The sequence below is a fragment of the Silanimonas algicola genome (assembly GCF_054777375.1).
On sequence record NZ_BAAHAS010000001.1, the window covers coordinates 494,441 to 511,429 of the forward strand.

Annotated in this window: 13 protein-coding genes; 7 read left to right on the top strand and 6 right to left on the bottom strand. The window is 70.3% G+C overall.

Annotated elements, in window-relative coordinates:
* The 3 genes from ACYVAK_RS02415 to ACYVAK_RS02425 all read left to right on the top strand — a co-directional run bounded on the left by ACYVAK_RS02415 (nucleotide 1) and on the right by ACYVAK_RS02425 (nucleotide 3,198).
* Nucleotides 1–1,338: an FAD-binding oxidoreductase gene (locus ACYVAK_RS02415; RefSeq protein WP_461057615.1), complete on the top strand. Its 1,338-nt coding sequence runs from the start codon at nucleotides 1–3 to the stop codon at nucleotides 1,336–1,338.
* Between the two features lie 485 nt (nucleotides 1,339–1,823).
* Nucleotides 1,824–2,312, top strand: coding sequence for an NUDIX hydrolase (locus tag ACYVAK_RS02420; RefSeq protein WP_461057617.1), 489 nt, complete (start codon nucleotides 1,824–1,826; stop codon nucleotides 2,310–2,312).
* Nucleotides 2,313–2,379: 67 nt separating this feature from the next.
* Nucleotides 2,380–3,198: a bestrophin-like domain gene (locus tag ACYVAK_RS02425; protein ID WP_461057619.1), complete on the top strand. Its 819-nt coding sequence runs from the start codon at nucleotides 2,380–2,382 to the stop codon at nucleotides 3,196–3,198.
* 6 nt (nucleotides 3,199–3,204) lie between these two features.
* Here the strand turns inward: ACYVAK_RS02425 and ACYVAK_RS02430 are convergent, their stop codons facing one another.
* Nucleotides 3,205–3,909: an HAD family hydrolase gene (locus ACYVAK_RS02430; protein WP_461057621.1), complete on the bottom strand. Its 705-nt coding sequence runs from the start codon at nucleotides 3,907–3,909 to the stop codon at nucleotides 3,205–3,207.
* A gap of 150 nt (nucleotides 3,910–4,059) precedes the next feature.
* Here ACYVAK_RS02430 and ACYVAK_RS02435 point away from each other — a divergent pair, with 150 nt between their 5' ends.
* From ACYVAK_RS02435 to ACYVAK_RS02445, 3 genes are all read left to right on the top strand, one after another.
* Nucleotides 4,060–6,012, top strand: coding sequence for a putative bifunctional diguanylate cyclase/phosphodiesterase (locus ACYVAK_RS02435; protein WP_461057623.1), 1,953 nt, complete (start codon nucleotides 4,060–4,062; stop codon nucleotides 6,010–6,012).
* 4 nt (nucleotides 6,013–6,016) lie between these two features.
* Nucleotides 6,017–8,404: an alpha/beta hydrolase fold domain-containing protein gene (locus tag ACYVAK_RS02440; RefSeq protein ID WP_461057625.1), complete on the top strand. Its 2,388-nt coding sequence runs from the start codon at nucleotides 6,017–6,019 to the stop codon at nucleotides 8,402–8,404.
* An 87-nt stretch (nucleotides 8,405–8,491) separates the two neighbouring features.
* On the top strand, nucleotides 8,492–9,562 hold the full coding sequence (locus tag ACYVAK_RS02445; RefSeq protein ID WP_461057627.1) for a TraB/GumN family protein: 1,071 nt from the start codon (nucleotides 8,492–8,494) through the stop codon (nucleotides 9,560–9,562).
* Nucleotides 9,563–9,572: 10 nt separating this feature from the next.
* Here the strand turns inward: ACYVAK_RS02445 and ACYVAK_RS02450 are convergent, their stop codons facing one another.
* The 5 genes from ACYVAK_RS02450 to ACYVAK_RS02470 all read right to left on the bottom strand — a co-directional run bounded on the left by ACYVAK_RS02450 (nucleotide 9,573) and on the right by ACYVAK_RS02470 (nucleotide 15,039).
* Nucleotides 9,573–10,685, bottom strand: a complete 1,113-nt coding sequence (locus ACYVAK_RS02450) for a GGDEF domain-containing protein (protein ID WP_461057629.1) — start codon at nucleotides 10,683–10,685, stop codon at nucleotides 9,573–9,575.
* A 52-nt stretch (nucleotides 10,686–10,737) separates the two neighbouring features.
* Nucleotides 10,738–11,274: a hypothetical protein gene (locus tag ACYVAK_RS02455; protein ID WP_461057631.1), complete on the bottom strand. Its 537-nt coding sequence runs from the start codon at nucleotides 11,272–11,274 to the stop codon at nucleotides 10,738–10,740.
* An 88-nt stretch (nucleotides 11,275–11,362) separates the two neighbouring features.
* Nucleotides 11,363–12,118 (bottom strand): TSCPD domain-containing protein, encoded by a 756-nt coding sequence (locus ACYVAK_RS02460; RefSeq protein ID WP_461057632.1) that lies wholly within the window; start codon nucleotides 12,116–12,118, stop codon nucleotides 11,363–11,365.
* A gap of 106 nt (nucleotides 12,119–12,224) precedes the next feature.
* Nucleotides 12,225–12,713, bottom strand: coding sequence for a hypothetical protein (locus tag ACYVAK_RS02465; RefSeq protein ID WP_461057634.1), 489 nt, complete (start codon nucleotides 12,711–12,713; stop codon nucleotides 12,225–12,227).
* A 175-nt stretch (nucleotides 12,714–12,888) separates the two neighbouring features.
* Entirely contained in the window at nucleotides 12,889–15,039 is a 2,151-nt protein-coding gene (locus tag ACYVAK_RS02470; RefSeq protein ID WP_461057636.1) for an adenosylcobalamin-dependent ribonucleoside-diphosphate reductase, read from the bottom strand.
* Between the two features lie 439 nt (nucleotides 15,040–15,478).
* On the opposite strand from ACYVAK_RS02470, the gene ACYVAK_RS02475 reads away from it, so the two are divergent.
* Nucleotides 15,479–16,936, top strand: coding sequence for a Do family serine endopeptidase (locus tag ACYVAK_RS02475; protein ID WP_461057638.1), 1,458 nt, complete (start codon nucleotides 15,479–15,481; stop codon nucleotides 16,934–16,936).
* Nucleotides 16,937–16,989 lie beyond the last annotated feature (53 nt).

A 16,989-nucleotide genomic window follows, 5' to 3' on the forward strand; every position in this document is an offset into this window, starting at 1 on the left:
ATGGACTGGCTCGACGCCCTGCCCGACACCCGCGTGCTGCGCGACCCCGCGCAGACCGCCGCCTTCCGCCAGGACGAGTCGCACGTGCGCGGCCCCGAACCGCTCGCCGTGGTGAAGCCCCGCGGCCGCGAGGCGCTCCGCGAACTCGTGCGGCGCGCCGGCGACGAGGGCTTCACCCTGGTGCCGCGCGGCGCCGGCAGCGGCAAGGCCGGAGGGTGCGTGCCCGATGCCCGCAGCGTGGTCGTCGACCTCTCCGATTGGCCGGGCGCCATCACCGTGAACCCCGCGAACCTCACGCTGTCGGCGCCGGCCAGCGCCGGGCTGGCCGCGGTGAAGGAGCACGCCGATGCGCACGGGCTCTGGTACCCGCCGGACCCGAACTCCTGGCCGCTGTGCAGCTTCGGCGGCTCGCTCGCGACGAATGCCGGCGGCCCGAACGCCTGCAAATACGGGATGACGCGGCGCTGGGTGCTGAGCGTCGAGACGCTGATGGCCGACGGCGAGCTGCACCGGTTCGGCATCGATTCGGTAAAGCAGAACACCGGGCCGAACCTCGCCCAGCTGATGGTCGGCAGCGAAGGCGTATTCGGGATGATCCTCGGCGCCACCGTCGCCCTGCTGCCTCGGCCGCGGGATTACCTCACGCTGCTGCTGCCGCTGCCCGACATGGCCGCGCTGCCCGGGCTGCCGGCACGCCTGTTCGCGGCGGGCTTCCTGCCCTCGGCGCTGGAGTTCTGGGACTCGGCGGTGCTCGCCGATCTGCGCCAGCACGGCAGCGACGACGCCCGCCGCCTGCCCGGCGAGGCGCTGGTGCTGCTGGAGTTCGACGACCCCGGGTGCTCGCACACCGGCTTCCTCGAGCCCCTGCTCGACGCGCTCGGCCCGCTGGCGGCGGACGCACAGGTGGCCACCACCGGCGCGCAACGCGACGCGCTGTGGGCCGTGCGACGCATGACCAGCGTGCACCTGAAGCAGCGGTTCCCGAAGAAGGTCAGCGAGGACGTCGTCGTGCCGCGCGACCGCCTGCCCGAGTTCTTCGCGCGGCTCGCCACGCTGGACGCGAAGACGGTGAGCTACGGCCACCTCGGCGACGGCAACCTGCACGTGAACCTGCTCCACGCCGGCGAGCTGGACGGCGGCGCCCTCGACGCCGCCCTCGACCCGCTGTTCGCGCTATGCATCGAACTCGGCGGCACGCTGTCCGGCGAGCACGGCATCGGCCTCGCGAAGCGCGACGCGTTCCTGAAGCACGGCGATCCCTTCGCCATCGCGGCCCTGCGCGGCATCAAGCAGGCGCTCGACCCGAAAGGCGTGTTCAACGCCGGGAAGGTCTTCTGAGGCATTTGAACGCGTAAGCGTCAATCGCGCCTGCCTCGCGTTGCGGCAGGCCGCTCTCCGCGGACTCGGGGCTGTCCTGCCCCGAGCCGCGCGCTCGCCATCCCTGGCTCGCTTGTCGCTGGCCTGCCACCCCGCGGACGCGGCGCTCCGCCACCAGCGCCGCACGAACCCGAAAGATCGGCGGCGCGCGAGCGCTGAAGGTTCAGCGAACTTGCCGCTCCGCCTCGAGTTCGCCGCGCGAGCGTCGAGGCCGGCACGCGAGGCGAATAATTAGCCCCGGCCAGATCATCAGGCGCAAGCCGCGAAGCGGTGGCGCAGGATGCGCCATCGGCCCAAGGGGCAGGACGCCCCCTTGGGGCCGACCGCCGGGCAGGCCACCGCCAAGGTGACGGGGCGGGCCAGCCGAGCGCGCCGGCGTCGGCGCTGGGCGCTCGCGCAATCCGCGCCCTGCCAAGCGCGATAATGCGCCGACCACGGAGACCCGCATGCCCTACACCCCGATCATCGGCACCCTCGGCTACGTGCTCTCGCCGGACGGCACGCACGTGCTGATGGTCCACCGCAACGCGCGGCCCGGCGACGAACACCTCGGCAAGTACAACGGCCTCGGCGGCAAGCTCGAGGCCGACGAGGACGTCGCCGCCGGCATGGCGCGCGAGATCCACGAGGAAGCGGGCCTCACCGTCACCGCGATGGAGCTGCGCGGGACCATCAGCTGGCCGGGCTTCGGCAAGAACGGCGAGGACTGGCTCGGCTTCGTCTTCCTGGTCACGGCCTTCGAGGGCGAGGCGCCGACGCGGAATGTCGAAGGCGACCTCGAATGGGTGCCGCTCGACCGCCTGATGGACCTGCCGATGTGGGAAGGCGACCGGCATTTCCTGCCGCTGGTGTTCGACGGCGACCGCCGGCCCTTCCACGGCGTGATGCCCTACCGCGAGGGGCGGATGGTGAGTTGGGCCTACTCGCGGTTCTGAGGCGAGACTTGCCGGGCGCGCCGCCACGCCCTAGCGTGACGCGGACTCCCTGCGCGGACCGACGCCGATGGCGCTGTTGATCGACCTTCTGCTCGCCTTGCTGTGGGTCGGCGGCAGCATCGCCCTGGTGCTCGCCGTGCATGCGGCTGGTCGGCGATGGATGGCGCCAGCGCCCGCACCGGAAGGCACGCCGCCTGCGGCCGACGGCCATGACCACCCGCCGGTGGTGCGCGATGCAGCGCAGGTGGTCGGGCTGCGCACCGCGGCGCTGTTCGGCGTGATCCTCGCGATGGTCTACGCGCAGGAACTGGGCCAGTACCAGCAGGTGCGCGAGGGCCTCTCCCGGGAGGCGGTGGCCATCGCCGATGTCTTCCATGACGCCGGGCGCTACGGCGGCGAGCTTGCCGGACCGGTGCAGGCCGCCATGCGCGATTACGTGCGCCACGTCGTCGAGCGCGAGTGGCGGCTGCTCGGCACGGAAAGGCGCCTGTCGCGCCGCGCCTGGGACGCCCGCGAGCGCGCCTACACGGTGGTTCTCGACGCCGTGCCCGCGACGCCGCGCGACGTGGCGCTGCGCGAGCGGATGCTGGCCCGCCTCGGCGTCATCGCCGAGCATCGCCACCTGCGCGAGGAGTGGGCCGAACAAGGCTTCGGCGTGGTGTTCTGGCTGCCGGCGCTGGCCGGGCTGGTGCTGGTGACCTTGCCCCTCTGCGTGTTTCCACCGACGCGGCAAACCCGCCTGCTGCTGGCGAGCTTGGGCGCTTACGCGGGCCTCGTGCTGTTCTTCGTGCAGGCGTTCTCCAGCCCCTTCACCTACCCGCTGCACGATCCGCCGGGCGCCTTCGAGCGCTTGCTGGAAAACGACTTCGACGCACGGGCCCCGTGATCGGCATCAGCCCCAGCGCGCGAGGACGCCCGGCACCTCGCCCGCGTCCGCCACGCTGGCGAAGCGCGCGTGCGCCGGGTCGATCTCGGCACGGTCCAGGGCCCACACCAGCGGGTACGGCACGTGGATGCCCCAGCCGCCCAGCGCCAGCACCGGGGCGATGTCGGACTTCTGCGAGTTGCCGACCATCGCGAACGCGTCCGGCGCGACGTCGAACTCCTTGAACAACCGCGCGTAGCTCTTTTCGTCCTTCTCGCTGACGATCTCGATCCGCTGGAACAGGTCGGCCATGCCGGAGGCGGCTACCTTGCGCTCCTGGTGGAACAGGTCGCCCTTGGTGATCAGCACCACGCGGTGCGTCGCGGCCACCGCTTCGACGGCGGCACGAACGCCCGGCAACAGCTCGACCGGGTGTTGGAGGATCGTTTTGCCCAGGCCGACGATGCGGTGCAGGTCGGCGGCGCTGATGCGCTCGCCGCTGAGGGCGATGGCAGTCTCGATCATCGAGAGCGTCATGCCCTTGGCACCGTAGCCGAACAGCTTGATGTTTTCGCGCTCGGTGGCGAGCAGGCGCTCGTGCACCCCGGCATCGGCGAGGTCGACGTAGCCGCCGACGATGCGCTCGAACTCGGCGTGGGCCTCGTGGAAATAGGTTTCGCTGTGCCAGAGGGTGTCGTCGGCGTCGAAGCCGACCAGGGTGATGCGCGGCATGCCGGGGGTCCATCGGAAGAGGGCCGGGCAGTTTAGGCCGAGCCCGGAAGCGATGGGATCGACAGAATTGACAGCGCTCGACATCTTCATGGGCGCGGGACGGCCCGCGGGCCGTTACGCTGGCCTCCCCTGCCCGTCCGAGCCCCCCCCTTGGCTTTTCCGGATGTCCTGACCATCGTCGCGATCGCCGCCGGCAGCAACCTGCTGGTCGGCGGCTTCATGGTCTTGATGCATCGCAGCAAGCCGAACTCGGGCTATTTCCCCCTGCTGGCGATCGGCGCGATCGCCGCGGCGCTGGGCTGGGGGCTGTATGCAACGCGGCTGCTGGACTGGAGCCCGTGGGCGAGCTTCGTGGCCGCCAACGCCCTGATCACGCTCTATCCGGCCCTGCTCGTGCTCGCTCTGCGTCGCCACCTCGGACGGCGCCGCCACCCCCACTGGACCCGCGCCGTCGCCCTGGCCTTCGCCGTGTTCCTGGTGCTCCTCGCCCTGGGCCAGGACGCCTCCCGCAGCACGCGGATCTTCGTGGTCAGCGGTGGCAACGCGCTGTTCTTCCTGGCCAGCCTGGCGGTGCTGCTGAAGCATGGGCGCCCTTGGGACATGGCGCGGGGCGTCATCACCGCCACCGTCGGCATCACCGCGTGCATCTTCACGCTGCGCATGGGGGCGGTCGTGGCCCTCGGACCGGAGGACGCGGCGCAGGAGATGCTGATCGGCCTCGCGCTCGTCGTCCCGGTGTTCGCCAGCTTCGTGCTCGGCCTCGCCTTCCCGGTGGCCGAATTCGCCCGCGACGAGCGGCGCATGGCCGATCTTTCCGAGCGAGACCCGCTCACCCGCCTTCCCAACCGCCGATTCGCCCTGCGCGCGCTCAAGCAGCGCGTGACCACCACACCGCCCCGTCCCTTCGCGGTGGTGTTCGTCGACCTCGACGGCTTCAAGCGCGTCAACGACAGCCTCGGGCATGCCGTCGGCGACGACCTGCTGGTGCAGATCAGCCAACGGCTGCTGCCGGGCATGGGCGACCACGAGCTGCTGGCGCGGCTCGGTGGCGACGAGTTCCTGCTGGTGTTCGATCTGGAAGGGCAGGCCCTGCCCATCGAAGCCCGCGTGCAGCGGCTGCTGGATCGTCTGGGGCCGCCGTTCCGTCTCGGCGACCGCGAGATCCACATCGGAGCGAGCGCAGGCATCTGCCTGTTCCCGGACGAGGCGTCGAGCGTGAAGGAACTGATCCGCCATGCCGACGCGGCCATGTACCGCGCCAAGGACGCGGGCCGAGGACGCGCCTGCCGCTACACCCCGGACCTCGGGCTGACGCTGATGGCGGAGATGGAACTGGAGGCGCAGCTCCGCGACGCGATCCGCTCGGACCGGCTGGTCGTCGACTACCAGCCCCGGATCGCGCTGTCGACGCGGCGCATCCATGGCGCGGAAGCCCTCGTGCGCCTCGCGCTCGAGGACGGGACCACCGTGGCACCGGATCGGTTCATCGCGCTCGCGGAGCGCACCGGGCTGATCGTCCCTCTGGGACGTGCGGTGCTGCAGCGGGCTTGCGATGACGCGGCGCGATGGTGGGCCAGCGGCCATCGACCCCGCGTCTCGGTGAACCTGTCGCCGGTGCAGCTCCGCGATCCGCGCCTGCTCGATGACGTGCGCGACGCGCTGCACACCAGCGGCTTGCCGGCCGCGGCGCTCGAACTCGAACTGACCGAAACCGCGCTCATCGAGGATCCGGCCCTCGTCGCCGAACGCATGCACGCCCTTCGCGCCTTGGGCGCGACGCTCGCGCTCGACGATTTCGGCATGGGTTATTCCAGCCTCGCGCATCTGCTGCGTTTCCCCATCGACGTGATCAAGATCGACCGCCACTTCATCTCGCGCATGGCCACTGACGCCGATGCCAGCGCCCTTGTTGTCACGCTCATGGACCTCGGGCGCCGACTCGGCATGGCCGTGGTCGCCGAAGGCGTGGAGCGCCCCGACGTGCTCGAAGCCCTGACCCGGCTCGGCTGCCGCGAGGCGCAGGGTTTGCTGCTCCACGCGCCGATGTCCGCGGGCGCCTTCGCCGTACTGCTGGAGCGCGAAGCCCTCGCGCCGGCAGGCTGACCCGATGGCGACGCTGCGCGCGCCCGGCCTTGTCGATGCGCTGGTCGCAGCGCTGCTCCGGTGCATCCTGCGGCTGGTGGTCAGGCCGACGCTGGCTCCGCAGGTCCCGATCCCCTCGCAGCGCCAGCGGCTGCAGCGTCTCGTGCCGTTGAATCGACGCCCGCGCGACGTCCGCGTCGAGACGGCCGCCCAGGGCGGCGTACCGGGCGAGTGGCTCCATCCACCGCAAGCGCCCGTGAAGGCGGGGCGTGTGCTTTACCTGCATGGCGGTGCCTTCTGCGTGGGCTCGCCCGCCACGCATCGCGCGCTCACGGCAAGACTCGCCCGCGACCTCGGCCTCCCGGTGTTCGCGGCCGACTACCGGCTGGCGCCGGAACATCCGTTCCCCGCCGCGCTCGACGACGCGCTGGCGGCCTATGGCGCGCTGGCCGCCGGCGGGCCGGTGATCGTCGCCGGAGACTCCGCCGGCGGCACCCTGGCCCTGCTCCTCGCGCAGGCACTGCGCGACCGCGGGGCGACACCGCCCGCCTCCCTCCTGCTGCTGTCACCCTTGGCGGATCTCACCCTCGCCGACCTGCCGGACGACATGCCGGGCGAGGCCCTGTTGTCGCGCCCTTGGGTGGCCGCGTGCATCGATCATTTCCGCGCGACGCTGTCGGTCGACGACCCCCGCGTGTCGCCCATCCATGGCTCGCTCACCGGCTTGCCGCCGACGTTCGTGCAGTGGGGCAGCGATGACCTTTTCGCGCCCGGATGCCGGCGTCTGGTCGAAGCGCTGCGTGCCGCCGGCGTGGACGCGCGGGCCGACCTCACCCACGGCCGTTGGCATGTCTTCCCGATGCATGCCGGCACGCTGCCCAGTGCCGATGCCGCGATCGCCCGGATCGCACGCTTCGCTGTCCCGCCGCTGGAGGCCGCGACCCCGCCGCGCAGCACGCGGCACGACGTCGTGGTGCTGGGTGCCGGCATGTCGGGCCTGTGCGCGCTGCGCACGCTCAAGCATGCCGGGATCCACGACGTGGTCGCGCTCGAGAAACAGCCGGGCTTGGGCGGCACCTGGCGGGACAACCGCTACCCGGGCGCGCAAGTCGACGTGCCCGCGCCCGCCTATGCGTTCTCGTTCGCGCCGAATGGCGGTTGGTCGCAGCGCTTCGCCGATGCCACCGAGATCCACGCCTACCAGGAGGCGCTTGCCGCACGCGAAGGCCTGCTCGGCCACCTCCGACTGGGCACGTCGCTGGTTTCCGCCACCTGGGACGACGCGGCGGCGCTTTGGCGATTCAAGACATCGAAGGGCGACACCCTCGAGTCGCGCTTCTTCATCTGCAGCACCGGGCCGCTCAGCCAGCCGCGCTGGCCGGCGATCCCCGGGCTCGACGATTTCGCCGGCCCGATGCTGCATACGGCGCGCTGGCCGGAGGACGACCGGGCCCTCGACGGGAAGCGCATCGGCGTCATCGGTACCGGCTCCACCGCCGTGCAGCTCATCCCGAAGCTCGCGGCACGCGCCTCCCGGCTCGTGGTGTTCCAGCGCACGCCGAACTGGGTGTTGCCCAGGCTCGAGCGCCGTTACCGCTGGTTCGACCGTGCGCTGATGCGTGTGCCGGGCTATGCGCCCGCGGTGCGCCTTGCTTGGGCCGCCTTGCTCGAATGGGGGCGCCGAGGCTTCGACGAGGGGACGGCGGCGCGACGGCTGATGCTGTCCCTCGCGCGCTGGCAACGGCGTCGGCAATTGCCGCGGACGCCAGAAGGCGACGCCCTTTCCGCCGCCCTCGTTCCACCCTACCCGCTCGGCTGCAAGCGGATCATCTACGCCAACGACTACTACCCGACCCTCGCCCAGCCGCACGTCACACTGGCCACCGAGGGCATCGCCCGGATCACCGCGAGCGGGATCACCATGGACGATGGCCGCGAACACAGGCTCGACGCCCTCGTCTGCGCGACGGGGTTCGAAACGGTGAACCTGCTGGAATCGATCACCATCATCGGCCGGGAGGGGCGCACCTTGTCGGAGGCGTGGCGGGCGGGACCGGTCGCCCTCCACGGCATCGGCGTCGCCGGCTTCCCCAACCTGTTCCTGATGCTCGGGCCGAACACCGCCACCGGCCACACCAGCACCCTGTTCTACATCGAGGCGGCCGCTCGCCACGCCCTCGCGGTGATGCGGCGCGTGAGCGGAGGCCAGGGGCGCTGGGCCGCGGTGAAGGCCGAGGCCATGGCCGCGCACGATGCCTCCCTGCAGGCGCGTCTTCGCGGCTCGGTCTGGACCCAGTGCCGGAGCTGGTACCGGATGGACGACGGCCGCGTGGTCGCCATCTTCCCCGGCTTCACGCCGGAGTACGTGCGAGAGGCGGGAAACCTCGATCCGTCGGATTACGACTGGGGCTGAACGGAAAACCCACGACGCGACTTCCGGCCCATCCCGGCCTCACGCCGGTTGCGCCAGCATGCGGGCCAGCCTCCCGGGAATGCCGTCATGCGCCTCCGCTCGCCCGTCCTCGCTGTCGCCCTCGCGATGCCCGCCATCGCGCCCGCCGCCGCACCCGCCGCCGCACCCGCCATCGCGCCCGCCGCCGCGGAACCCGCCCCCACCACGCTCGAGGCTATCGTCGTCACGGGTATCCAGCCCGGCCCGGGCCTGTGGCAGATCCGCAAGGGCGACCACACGCTGTGGATCATGGCAACGCTGAGCCCGCTTCCACGGCGCATCGAATGGGAGCCACGCGAGCTCGACGCCCTTGTGGCCCGCGCCGACCGCGTGCTCTCCCTGCCGGGCGTCGACGTGGACGCCGACATCGGCTTCTTCGGCCGGCTCCGGCTGGTGCCGACCGCCCTGCGCGCCCGCGACAATCCCGACGACCGCACGCTCGCCGACGTGCTGCCGCCAGACCTCTATGCGCGTTGGAAGCGGCAGAAAGCGATCTATCTCGGCAACGACCGCGGCATCGAGAACCGTCGCCCGGTGTTCGCCGCCTATGCGCTGATGGACGAGGCCCTCGAGGACCTCGACCTGCGTCGCCGGAACATCGTCTGGGAGCGGGTCGAGCGCGTGGCGAAGCGGCACGACCGCGACATCGTCCCGGTCGACGTTGTCGTGACCATCGACGATCCCGGCGACGCACTCCGGGACTTCGAGCGTGCGCCCGTCGACGACCTCGGCTGCATGGAGGCCACGCTCGCGCGGCTGGAGACCGACACCGCGGCGATGGTCGAACGCGCCAACGCCTGGGCCGTCGGCGATCTCCGCACGCTGGAGGATCTGCGCTTCGAAAGCGAGATCCGCGCCTGCGCGCTGGCCCTGCTCGGCAGCGATGCCCTGAAGAAGCGCGGCTTCGACGACCTCCCAAGGCGGGTGGTCGAGGAGTGGGTGCGTGTCGCGGAGGAAAGCCTCGCTGCCCATGCAACGACGGTCGCCGTCGCCGACTACCAGGTGCTCACCAACGACGACGGCCTGCTGGCCGCGATGCGCGCAAAGGGCTACACGATCGTCGCACCGGGCGACGAGCCTGCCCCCCCTGTCGACGTCGGTACGCCTCCGGCGGATTGAGGCGTCGCCTTCAGTCCCGGGTGGCGACCACCCGATCGCGGCCGCCGCGCTTCGCGGCATAGGCCGCCGCATCGGCACGGCCCAACAGGGCGGCTGCGTCGTCCCCGGGGCGGAACGCGGCAACGCCGATCGACACGGTGACGACGACGCGCGGCGGATCGATCAGAGGGGCTTCCGCCACTGCCTCGCGAAGGCGCTCGGCGATCTCGAGCGCCTTCGGCAACGCCGCGCCGGGCAACAGGACGATGAACTCCTCGCCCCCCGGGCGGGCGATGTGGTCGCTCTGGCGAAGCGGGCCCCGGAGGCGGCGCACGAAGGACTGCAAGGCTTCGTCGCCAACGGCATGCCCGTAGGCATCATTGACCGCCTTGAAATGGTCGAGGTCGAGGGCCAGCACCGAAACGAGGCTGCTCTGGCGCTCGCATCGCTCGATCTCGCGGGCCAGCAGCCGGTCGAGGGCGCGGCGGTTCAACACCCCCGTCAACGGATCGGTCGCTGCTTCCTCCTCGACCGCCTGCAGGTGCACGCGAAGCTGCTCGGCGAGGCGCGCATTGGCCTGTTGCAGGCGGATGCCGTCGACGACCCGCTCCGCGATGCCGGGCAGGAAGACGAGCGCGAGCGCATGCATCACCGCGAGACCGAACAGGATGGCGCCGTCCGGCCCACCGCCCAGCCACACCGACAGGGCGAGCCCGAGCCACGTCCCGCCGATCTGCAGACGCATGGCCGGCAGCGAGGTGATGTAGACGCCGATGGTGACGGCCACCACGCCACAAAGCACCGCCGCAAGCCGTGCGTCGAGGGTGGGGGCGAGCCCCATCAGGAAGACCGGCAGCAATCCCCAGCCGACGCCGTCGATGAACGCCGAGGCCCAGAGCCCGCGACGATGCCTGGCCAGGTCGAAACCGGCGCCGCGGGCGCGCAGGCAGAGCGCGAGGCTGAGCGCCCAGCACAGCACCGCGCCAGTGAACCACGACCACAACGCGCCCGCGGGCGCGTAGTCCCAAGCCATGGCCGCCACCACGAGCCAGCCCGCCGGCGTCATGAGCAGCGCGCGGGCGAAGTCGCGCGCGAAATGCTCGAAAGCGATCTGACGGGTGGCGTCGTCGAGGGTGCCGTTCACTGCCGCAGTATGCCCGCGCCGTGGCTGACGGGCGCGCTGCGGCGGCCCCCCGTCAGCGGAGGCAGACCCCGATCTGGCAGTAGTCGGCTTGCTGCAGCTGCAGGTGCTTGCGCATCGTGTCGCCCGTCTCGTCGTTGCGGGCGAGGATCTGGTCCCGGGTCAGGCAAACGTTCTCGGGGATCTGGGATCCGACAGTCCGCATCCGCCGGCACACCAACTGCTGGCCGACCACCACCTGCTGGGCGGCCACGAGGTCGAGCAGCGCATCGTGGAAGCGCGGCTTGGCTTCGGGCGTGATGTCCTCGAAGCGCTCGACCCCGGACAGCATCGTGATCACCGCATCCTGCGCGGCGTAGAACGCGTCCTTCTGCGCCTGGTCGATGCCGCGGAAGCCGCGGTCGCGCTCGACGCGGCGGCGGAGCTCCTCGTGGCCGCGCACGAAGGGGCGCACCGGCCCGGCGAGGCGGGGCAGCTCGGCCGTGGCCTGCAGCGCCGGGGCGGCCGGACCGGCCGGGGGGGACTCCGCCTGCAGCGGCGCCGCCGCGGTGGCAAGGGCGAGGGCAAAGGCGAGGACGATCGAACGGCGCATCGGAAGCACGGGACCACTCCTGGTCGAGGGGGGAACCCCGAGCCTAGGCGACCTCTGCCTTCCCCGCAAATGCGGGGCCCTCAGGGGCTCACCCGCACTTCGAGTAGCCGCAATTCAGGCAGGTCTGGCAGCCGTCCATCAGCACCAGGGCCTTGGTGTTGCACTTGCTGCACATCGTGGCCGAGGGCGGGAAGCTGGTGCCGTCGCCGGTCACCGCGATGTCGCCGCCGACCGCCGTGGCGGCGCTCACGTCAGGGTTTTTTTTTGAGCGGTTCTCGTAGGCGGCGCGCTTCTCGGCGATCAGGGCGCGCTGCGCGTCGCTGATCTCCGGGTCGACGATCATGCCGATCGACTTGAGGTGCTCTTCGATGACCCCGCCGATCTCGGCGATGATCGAGGGCATGTAGACGCCGCCGGCCTTGAAGTAGCCGCCGCGCGGGTCGAACACGGCCTTCATTTCCTCGGCGAGGAAGGTCACGTCGCCGCCCTTGCGGAACACCGCCGAGACGATGCGGGTGATGGCGACGATCCACTGGAAGTGCTCCATGTTCTTCGAGTTGATGAACAGCTCGAAGGGACGGCGCAGCTCATGCTCGGTGCCGGGGTTCAGCACGATGTCGTTGATCGTCACGTACAGCGCGTGCTCGAACAGCGGCGACTTGATCTTGTAGGTCGCGCCGACCAGCGTCTCCGGGCGCTCGACGCGCTCGTGCATCTGGATGATCTCGGCCGTCGGCAGCGGCGCGGGCGCGGCGGCGACGGGCGCGGGTGCCGGCGTGGCGGCCTTGTCGTCCGGCGTGGCGACGCTGTACGACTTGATTTTCTTGCTGATCTTGATGGCCATGCCGGCGCTCCTGCGGGTGGTGCCTGTTGCGTTGTCTGGTGCGGATTTCAGGGGTGACGCTTCCGGCCCCGCTCGGGGAGCGGGGTGTCCGGGCCGGGCGCCGCGATCAGCGGCGCGCGGTCTTCGTGGCGGCCTTCTTCGCGGCCTTCTTCGGGGCCGCCTTCTTCACCGCTTTCTTCGGCGCCGCCTTCCTGGCGGGGGACTTCTTGGCCGCGGCCTTCTTCACCGGCGCCTTCGTCGCGGCCTTCTTCGCCGCAGGCTTGGCCGCCTTCTTGGCCGGTGCCGCCTTCTTGGCCGGCTTGCCGCCGAGCTTGGCCTTCGCCGACTTCACCGCTGCGTCGACCGACTTCTTCGCCGCCGCGACCTTCTTCTTCGCGGTGCCGACGGCCTTCTTGACGGCCTGGCCGGCGGGCGACTTCTCGGCCTGCTTCAGCTTGGCCTTGGCGGCCTTCTCGACCTTGGCGACCTCGGCCTTGGCCTTCTTCACCATCGGCGCCGCCTTGGCCTTCGCCTGCTCGACGACTTCGTTGGCTTTGTCGCTCACCGCTTCGACCGCCTGCGCGATCGTCGTGGTCACACCGTTGCCATTGCTCATGGGAACACTCCAGTGGGGTGCTGCATCCGCGTGCCTTGGGGCCGGTGCACGCTTGCCGGTTCGGGCCCACCTCGCCGGGGCGGGTCGGGCGGGCCTCGATCAGGAAGCCGCGGGCGCTCTGCCCGCGGCCTTCCGTCAGAACTTACCGCGATGCCTCAGAACTTGCCGTGAGCCTTCAGAACTTACCGTAGTAACCCTCTTTCAAAGCATCGAACAGGTTCGCGGCGGTGTGCATCTCGCCGTCGTACTCGATCTGCTCGTTGCCCTTCACCTCGACCACGCTGCCGTCCTCGAGCTCGAAGCGGTAGGTGGTGTTCTCGAGGTCCTTCTCCTTCACCAGCACGCCCTGGAAGGCGGCCGGATTGAAGCGGAACGTGGTGCAGCCCTTCAGGCCCTTCTCGTGGGCGTAGCGGTAGATGTCCTTGAAGTCCTCGTACGGGAAGTCCGTCGGGACGTTCGCCGTCTTCGAGATCGAGGAGTCGATCCAGATCTGCGAGGCCGCCTGGATGTCCACGTGCTCCTTCGGCGAGATGTCGTCCGCGGCGATGAAGTAGTCCGGCAGCTTGGCCTCCGGATCGTCGCTGTACGGCATCGCCTTCGGATTCACCAGCTCGCGGTAGGCCAGCAGCTCGAAGCTGTAGACATCCACCTTCTCCTTCGACTTCTTGCCTTCGCGGATCACGTTGCGCGAGTAGTGGTGCGCGAACGAGGGCTCGATGCCGTTGGAGGCGTTGTTGGCCAGCGAGAGCGAGATCGTGCCGGTCGGCGCGATCGAGCTGTGGTGGGTGAAGCGGGCGCCCACTTGAGCGAGCTTCTGCACGAGCTCCGGGGCCACGCCGGCGACGCGCTGCATGTAGCGGCTATACCTGGCGTGCAGCACGCGGCCCTTGACCGTGTCACCGACCTTGAAGCCGTCCTTCGCCATCTCCGGGCGCTTGCGCAGCATCTCGGCGGTGACGGTGAAGTCCTCGTCCATGATCGGGGCCGGGCCCTTCTCCTCGGCGAGCGACAGCGCCACTTCCCAGCCGGCCACCGCCATCTCGCGGGAGACGGCCTCGGTGAATTCGCAGCTTTCCGGCGAGCCGTACTTCATGCGCAGCATGGTCATCGTCGAGCCAAGGCCCAGGAAGCCCATGCCGTGGCGGCGCTTGCGCATGATCTCGATGCGCTGCTGCTCGAGCGGCAGGCCGTTCACCTCGACGACGTTGTCGAGCATGCGCGTGAAGACGCGGACGACCTCTTTGTATTCCTCCCAGTCGAAGCGCGCCTTGTCGGTGAACGGGTCGCGCACGAACTTGGTGAGGTTGACCGAGCCCAGCAGGCAGGCGCCGTAGGGCGGCAGCGGCTGCTCGCCGCAGGGATTGGTCGCGCGGATGGCCTCGCAGAACCAGTTGTTGTTCATCTCATTGACGCGGTCGATGAGGATGAAGCCCGGCTCGGCGAAGTCGTAGGTGGACGTCATGATCATGTCCCACAGGCCGCGGGCACGGACGTGGTTATAGACCTTGCACGCCACGAGGCCATCGTCGCGGGTGACATAACCCTTGCTCGTCGGCCACTCGCGCCACACGACCTGCTTGGCGTCGGCGAGGTCGATGTCGCCGACCTCCTTCTCGCTGATCGGGAACACCAGCGGCCATTCGGCGTCGCGGGCCACGGCGTCCATGAACTCGTCGGTGATCAGCAGCGAGAGGTTGAACTGGCGCAGGCGCCCGTCCTCGCGCTTGGCCTTGATGAATTCCTTGACGTCCGGATGGCTGATCTCGAAGGTGCCCATCTGCGCGCCGCGGCGGCCACCGGCCGACGAGACGGTGAAGCACATCTTGTCGTAGATATCCATGAAGCTCAGCGGGCCCGAGGTGTAGGCACCGGCGCCGGCCACGAAGGCGCCGCGCGGGCGGAGCGTCGAGAACTCGTAGCCGATGCCGCAGCCCGCCTTCAGCGTCAGGCCAGCCTCGTGGACCTTCTCGAGGATGCCGTCCATCGAGTCGGGGATCGTGCCCGACACGGTGCAGTTGATCGTCGAGGTGGCCGGCTTGTGCTCCAGCGCGCCGGCGTTCGAGGTGATGCGGCCGGCGGGGATCACGCCGCGGCGCAGTGCCCACAGGAAGCGCTCGTACCAGTACTTCTGCTTCTCGACGTTCGGCTCGGCGTCGGCCAGGGCCTTGGCGACCCGCTTGTAGGTGCCATCGATGTCCTGGTCGACCGGTTCGCCCTTCTTCGTTTTCAGGCGGTACTTCTTGTCCCAGATGTCCCAGGACGCCGGCTGCATGGCGATCTCCACCGGGCCATCCGTCTTGACCGCCTCCAGGCGAACCGTACTCATTCCTCGTCTCTCCTCCGCCCGGGGGCGTCGTTGTCGATCGGCGCGGCGCGGAGGGCCCCGGAGACGGAAAGACGGCCGCCCACGGCGCAATGCGCCGGCGGAACCCCGTTTTTCAGTCGACCTGCCCCATGACGAACCGTCCGGTCTTGCGTCATCAGCTGTGTTCAAGCCCCAAAATCTTGGGGCCCCTCCCCGCCGGGACCCCAACATGTAGGGCGCGGCGGAGAGCAACGGTACGCCCGCCCCCCACCCCTGTCAACGGATTTGAACACGCCATCACGACATGACGGCGAGAGGCCGTTTCTGCTTCCTGTTCAGCGGTTTGCGAGCGCTTTTGCGCGGATGAACCGCGGCCAGCCGCGTGCGCCGTAACCCTTGCGGAGAGCGCGTGGAATCCGCATCTATCGCCCTGGTTGACACCTTCGAGGACCGACTGCACATGCGTCCACTGCCCCTCTTCGCCTGCCTGCTGGTGACCGCCATCGGCGGTGGCCTGATCGCCCGTGGTCTCGCCCCGGATCCCGTGCCCGCCGCTCGGGCACAGCCCGTCGCTCCCGAGGCAACGCCGGCGTCCGTGCCGGCCGTCACCGCGGCGACACCGCGCGAAGTGGTCGCCCTCCCTGCCCTGCCCTCGCTGGCCCCGATGCTCGAGGGCGTGACACCGGCGGTGGTGAACATCTACACGCGCCAGGTCGTCGAAGTGCAGAGTCCGCTGGCCAGCGATCCGTTCTTCCGACGCTTCTTCGGCATGCCCGACGGCCCGCAGCGTCGCGAGTCGCAGTCGCTGGGCTCCGGGGTCATCGTCGATGCGCAGCGCGGCTACGTGTTGACCAATCACCATGTGGTCGACAACGCCACCGAAGTCAGCGTGCAGCTGCACGACGGGCGCACCGTGGAGGCCGAGTTCATCGGCAGCGATCCCGGGACCGACGTCGCGCTGATCCGCATCCCGGCCGACAACCTGAGGGCACTGCCGCTCGCGAACTCGCAGGGTCTGCGCGTCGGTGATTTCGTGGTGGCCGTCGGCAACCCCTTCGGCCTCGGCCAGACCGTCACCTCCGGGATCGTCTCGGCGGTCGGCCGAAGCGGCCTGACCGGCCTCGGTTTCCAGGACTTCATCCAGACCGACGCCTCGATCAATCCCGGCAACTCCGGCGGCGCGCTGGTGAACCTGCGCGGTGAGCTCGTCGGCATCAACACGGCCAGCTTCAACCCGCGCGGCAGTGCCGCCGGGAACATCGGCCTAGGCTTCGCGATCCCGGCGAACCTCGCGCACGAGGTGATGCGCCAGCTGCTGGTCTACGGGGAAGTGAAGCGCGGCTCGCTCGGCATCGAGCTGGTCGACCTCACCCCGCGCTTCGCCCAGGAACTCGGCCTGGATGCGACCGTGCGCGGCGCCATCGTCACCCGCGTTTACCGCAACGCGCCGGGCGAGGCCGCGGGGCTGCGGCCCGGTGACGTCGTCACCGCGATCAATGGCCAGCGCGTCGACGGCGCGCAGGCCCTGCGCAACGCCGAGGGCCTGCTGCCGGTGAACCAGGCGGCTGCGCTGGACGTGCGCCGAGGCGCCCAGGCGCTGAAGCTTTCGGCGACGCTGCGCGAGCAGCCCAAGCAGCTTCCCGGCGCCGATATCGACCTGCGGCTCACCGGCGCCACCTTGGGCGAGGTGGCCGAGCGCTTCCGCCGCGGCGGCCTTGCCGGCGTATCGGTGGTCAACGTCACCGCGGACTCACGCGCCGGACAGAACGGCCTGATGCCCGGGGACCGCATCTACGGCGTCAACGGCCGACGCGTCGACGACCTGGCCGCGCTGCGCAGCGCCCTCGCCCAGCCGCCGGCGCGTCTGATCCTGCGCGTCCAGCGCGGCGCCCAGCAGGGCGACCTGGAACTTCGCTGAACGATCGGCCGGTCCGGGCCCCGCCGCGGGGCGAGGCCCGGACCTCGGCCATC

Excerpts from the sequence above, each read along its gene's own strand:
- ACYVAK_RS02465 (WP_461057634.1), bottom strand. The coding sequence starts at position 12,713 with ATGAGCAATGGCAACGGTGTGACCACGACGATCGCGCAGGCGGTCGAA.
- ACYVAK_RS02440 (WP_461057625.1), top strand. The coding sequence starts at position 6,017 with ATGGCGACGCTGCGCGCGCCCGGCCTTGTCGATGCGCTGGTCGCAGCG.
- ACYVAK_RS02460 (WP_461057632.1), bottom strand. The coding sequence starts at position 12,118 with ATGGCCATCAAGATCAGCAAGAAAATCAAGTCGTACAGCGTCGCCACG.
- ACYVAK_RS02445 (WP_461057627.1), top strand. The coding sequence starts at position 8,492 with ATGCGCCTCCGCTCGCCCGTCCTCGCTGTCGCCCTCGCGATGCCCGCC.
- ACYVAK_RS02415 (WP_461057615.1), top strand. The coding sequence starts at position 1 with ATGGACTGGCTCGACGCCCTGCCCGACACCCGCGTGCTGCGCGACCCC.
- ACYVAK_RS02455 (WP_461057631.1), bottom strand. The coding sequence starts at position 11,274 with ATGCGCCGTTCGATCGTCCTCGCCTTTGCCCTCGCCCTTGCCACCGCG.
- ACYVAK_RS02475 (WP_461057638.1), top strand. The coding sequence starts at position 15,479 with ATGCGTCCACTGCCCCTCTTCGCCTGCCTGCTGGTGACCGCCATCGGC.
- ACYVAK_RS02470 (WP_461057636.1), bottom strand. The coding sequence starts at position 15,039 with ATGAGTACGGTTCGCCTGGAGGCGGTCAAGACGGATGGCCCGGTGGAG.
- ACYVAK_RS02425 (WP_461057619.1), top strand. The coding sequence starts at position 2,380 with ATGGCGCTGTTGATCGACCTTCTGCTCGCCTTGCTGTGGGTCGGCGGC.
- ACYVAK_RS02430 (WP_461057621.1), bottom strand. The coding sequence starts at position 3,909 with ATGCCGCGCATCACCCTGGTCGGCTTCGACGCCGACGACACCCTCTGG.
- ACYVAK_RS02420 (WP_461057617.1), top strand. The coding sequence starts at position 1,824 with ATGCCCTACACCCCGATCATCGGCACCCTCGGCTACGTGCTCTCGCCG.